Below are 4584 nucleotides of genomic sequence, written 5' to 3' on the forward strand. Positions count from 1 at the left end.
CGGCGGCGTCGTGCCGTGGAGGCTGGTGCGGGGGGCGAGATCTCGCTCGCGCGGCGCCTGGCCGGGCTGTCACCCAAGGAACGCGAACGAACACTCGCCGAGCTGGTACGTGTCCAGGTGGCCGCGGTACTGGGATACGGCGACCCGGGCGACCTCGACGACGAACGGTCCTTCCTGGACCTCGGCTTCGACTCCCTGACCGCCGTCGAACTGCGCAACCAGCTGGGCGCGATCACCGGCCTGCGCCTGCCCACCACGCTCGCCTTCGACCATCCCACCCCCGTCGCACTTGCCGCACATCTCGACGCCGAGCTGGCGCCGGGGGAGGCATCGCCCGAACCCGACGTCACGGCCCTCCTGAAGGACATGGACCGGCTGGAGGCCGCCCTACGGGCCGTGGCCGCCGCGGACACGGACGAACGGCCGTCCGACGAGCGGATCGCCCTGCGCCTGAAGGCGCTGCTGGACATCGCCTACGCGGGCGACCGGGACACCGGCCTGACTGCCGACTCCGGCGAAGACCTGGAGTCCGCGACCGACGAGGAACTGTTCGCCTTCGTCGACGAACTCGACTGAACGCCATCAACCCGACCCTTCATCAACCCCTGACCGGAGAGCTGAGAGCACGTGGCTGACGACGACAAGCTTCGCGACTACCTCAAGCGGGCCATCGCGGACGCGCGTGACGCGCGTCGGCGCCTGCAGGAGGCCGAGGACAAGCAGCACGAGCCGATCGCGATCGTGGGGATGGCGTGTCGGTATCCGGGGGGTGTGGGGTCGCCGGAGGAGTTGTGGCGGCTGGTGGCTGATGGTGTGGATGCGGTGGGTGAGTTTCCGGGGAACCGGGGTTGGGATGTGGAGTCGCTTTACGATCCGGATCCGGATCGTGTGGGTACGTCGTATACGCGTCGTGGGGGGTTTCTGTACGACGCGGATGAGTTCGATCCGGAGTTCTTCGGGATGTCTCCGCGGGAGGCCGTGGCGACGGACCCGCAACAGCGCCTGCTGTTGCAGACCGCATGGGAGACCTTCGAACGAGCGGGCATCGACCCGGAAACGCTCCGCGGCAGCTCCACCGGTGTGTTCACCGGCGTCATGTACAGCGACTACGGCCTGCGTGCACTGCTTCCCCCGGACGGGTTCGAGGGCTATCTGTTCAGCGGCAGCGCCGGCAGCATCGCGGCCGGTCGGCTCGCCTACACGTACGGGCTGGAGGGCCCGGCGGTGTCGGTGGACACGGCGTGCTCGTCTTCGCTGGTGGCTCTGCACCTGGCGGCGAGCGCGCTGCGGCAGGGCGAGTGCGACCTGGCCCTCGCCGGCGGCGTCACCGTCATGTCGACCCCCGTGGCGTTCACCGAGTTCTCCCGGTTGAGGGGTCTGTCGGTCGACGGTCGCTGCAAGTCGTTCTCGGCTTCGGCGGACGGTACGGGTTGGTCGGAGGGTGCGGGGCTGTTGTTGGTGGAGCGGTTGTCGGATGCGCGTCGGCACGGGCACCGGGTGTTGGCGGTGTTGCGTGGTTCGGCGGTGAATCAGGACGGGGCGTCGAACGGTTTGACGGCTCCCAATGGTCCGGCGCAGGAGCGGGTGATCCGGCAGGCGCTGGTGAACGGAGGGCTGAATCCGGCCGACGTGGATGTGGTGGAGGCGCACGGCACCGGCACGACCCTGGGCGACCCGATCGAGGCGCACGCGCTGCTGGCCACCTACGGCCAGGACCGACCGGAGGACCGGCCGTTGTGGCTGGGTTCGCTGAAGTCGAACATCGGGCATGCGCAGGCGGCTGCGGGTGTCGGTGGTGTGATCAAGATGGTGGAGGCGATGCGGCGTGGTGTGATGCCGCGGACGTTGCATGCGGAGGAGCCGTCGTCGCACGTCGACTGGGATGCGGGTGCGGTGCGGTTGCTGGCGGAGGCCAGGGAGTGGCCGCGGTCGGACCGTCCGCGCCGGGCCGGCGTGTCGTCCTTCGGGTTCGGTGGGACCAACGCCCACGTGATCATCGAGGAACTGGCGGACCAGGAGCCGGCGGCCGTTGACGTGACCGAGCCGCCGGCAGCGTCAGGGTTGTTGCCCGCGGTGCCGTGGCTGGTGTCGGGCCGGGATGATGTGGCGCTGCGGGCCCAGGCGGGACGGCTGCAGGAATTCCTGGCCGGACAGCCTGAGGCCGGGCTGATGGACGTCGGCTATGCCCTGGCGACGACACGCGCCGCGATGGAGCACCGAGCGACGGTCATCGGCTCCTCGCGAGAGGAACTGCTCGAAGGTCTGCGTGCGTTGGCCGACGGCGGTGCTCCGGCGTCGCGTCCCGCCGGGCGTCACGGTCGTGTGGCGTTCGTGTTCACGGGTCAGGGTGCGCAGCGTGCTGCCATGGGTCAGGAGTTGTACGGGGCGTACCCGAGGTTCGCGGCGGCGTTCGATGAGGTGTGCGCTGAGCTGGATCCTCTGCTTCCCCGGCCGCTGCGCGGGGTGATCGTCTCGGGTGAGGGGCTGGATGAGACGGGTTTCACGCAGCCGGCCCTGTTTGCCGTCGAGGTGGCGCTGTTTCGGTTGGTGGAGTCGTGGGGGGTGCGTCCGGACTTCGTCGCGGGTCATTCCATCGGTGAGGTGGCGGCTGCTCATGTGGCGGGTGTGTTGTCGCTGGCGGATGCGTGTGTGCTGGTGGCGGCCCGCGGCCGGTTGATGCAGGAGCTGCCGGCCGGTGGTGCGATGGTGGCGGTGGAGGCGACGGAGGACGAGGTCGCCGTGCTGCTGGCGGGCCGTGGCCATGAGGTGGGTATCGCTGCTGTCAACGGGCTTTCTGCCGTGGTTGTTTCAGGTGTCGAGGAGGCTGTGGCGGAGGTCGCGGCGGAGCTGGCGTCGCGGGGTCGCAGGACCAAGCGGCTCCAGGTCTCCCACGCGTTCCACTCCGCGCTGATGGACCCGATGCTGGCGCGGTTCCGTGAGGTGGTCGGGGCGCTGGACTTCCGTGAGCCGGGGGTGCCGTTCGTCTCCACGGTCACCGGCCGTGTCACCTCGATCGGTGAACTGGTCTCCCCTGACTACTGGGTGGAGCAGGTGCGCCGTCCGGTGCGGTTCCTGGACGCGGTACGCACCCTGGAAGGCGAAGGCGCCACCGTTCTGCTGGAGCTGGGGCCTGATGGCGTCCTGACGGCGATGGCCGGCTCCACGCTCCAGAACCCGGACGCGGTCACGGCCGTACCCGCCCTGCGAGCCGGGCAGCCCGAACCGCGCACCCTGCTCAACGCACTCGGCCTGCTGCACAGTCGCGGCATTGCGGTGGACTGGCCGGCGTTCTACGAGGGCACCGGCGCGCACCGCGTCGACCTGCCCACCTACGCCTTCCGGCGCGACCGCTACTGGCTCGACCCGGTCACGAAGAACGCCGACGCCTCCGGCCTCGGCCTGACCCCGACCGGCCACCCCCTCCTGGGCGCGGCCGTGCGGCAGGCCGACGGAGAGGGCATCCTGCTGACCGGCCGGCTGTCCCTGGCCACCCATCCGTGGCTCGCGGACCACGCCCTGCACGGCGTGGCCGTGTTCCCCGGCACCGGTCTGCTGGAACTGGCCGTCCGGGCGGGCGAGGAGGCCGGCTGTGTACGGGTCGCCGAACTGACCCTGTCGGCACCCTTGGTGATACCGGAGCGCGGCGGCGTGTCGGTGCAGGCCGTGATCGGTGCACCGGACTCCGACGGACGGCGGCGGATCGACATCTACAGCTGCCCTGAGACGGACACCGGCCTTGAACAGCCCTGGACGGCACATGCGACGGGATCGCTCGAGACCGGGGCCCAGGACGTCTCCGACGACCTCGCGAGCTGGCCTCCCTTCGGGGCGACCGAAGTCGCCCTGGACGACGCGTACCCGAGACTCGCGGACCGCGGCTACGAGTACGGGCCCGCCTTCCAAGGACTGAGCCGTCTGTGGCGGGGCACCGGGGGCGACCTGTATGCCGAGGTCACCCTGCCGGAGTCGCAGGGCGGCGACGCCGCCCGGTTCGCTCTGCACCCGGCACTTCTCGACGCCGCGCTGCACCCCCTGCTGCCCGACGTGGCCGGGGACGCCCCGGACCGACTGCCCTTCTCCTGGTCGGAGGTGGACCTCTACGCCACCGGTGCCACCGCCCTGCGCGTCCGGATCTCCGCAACCGGGCCGGACACCGTATCGGTGACCGTCGCCGACGACTCGGGCGCGCCCGTCGCCTCCGTCGGCAGCCTGAGCCTGAGGCCGTTGCTGAAGGACGCGCTGCGCTCGGCGGCCGGATCCTCGGCGAACCGGTTGCTGCGGATCGACTGGTCGCCCGTACCCGTACCCGTACCCGTACCCGGGTCCGCGGCGGAGCCCGGCAGCGCACGGTGGCAGGAGGACACCTGGGCCGTGATCGGCGAGGACACGATCGGCCTGGGTGAGGCCGCCCGGGTCAGTACCACCCTCGACGATCTGCTGGAGGACGTTCCCGCGACCGTCTTCGCCCCGGTGGTCCTGCCTGTCGCCGGCGATGTGGCCGCGAGGGCGCATGTCGTTCTCGGTGAGGTGTTGGGTCTGGTGCAGGGGTGGTTGGGGGAGGGGCGGTTTGCCGGTTCGCGGTTG

The 4584-nt window shown here is 70.7% G+C and carries 1 protein-coding gene and 1 pseudogene; both read left to right on the forward strand.

The window, feature by feature from the left end; translation table 11 throughout:
• A partial coding sequence (locus tag ACFYM0_RS37865) for a phosphopantetheine-binding protein (RefSeq protein ID WP_388510283.1) occupies window positions 1-576 on the forward strand: 576 nt, incomplete at its 5' end.
• A gap of 54 nt (window positions 577-630) precedes the next feature.
• Window positions 631-4584 (forward strand): annotated as a pseudogene (locus ACFYM0_RS37870) (type I polyketide synthase); the annotation flags it as partial.

The sequence above is a fragment of the Streptomyces sp. NPDC006487 genome (assembly GCF_042870555.1).
GTDB lineage: Bacteria > Actinomycetota > Actinomycetes > Streptomycetales > Streptomycetaceae > Streptomyces.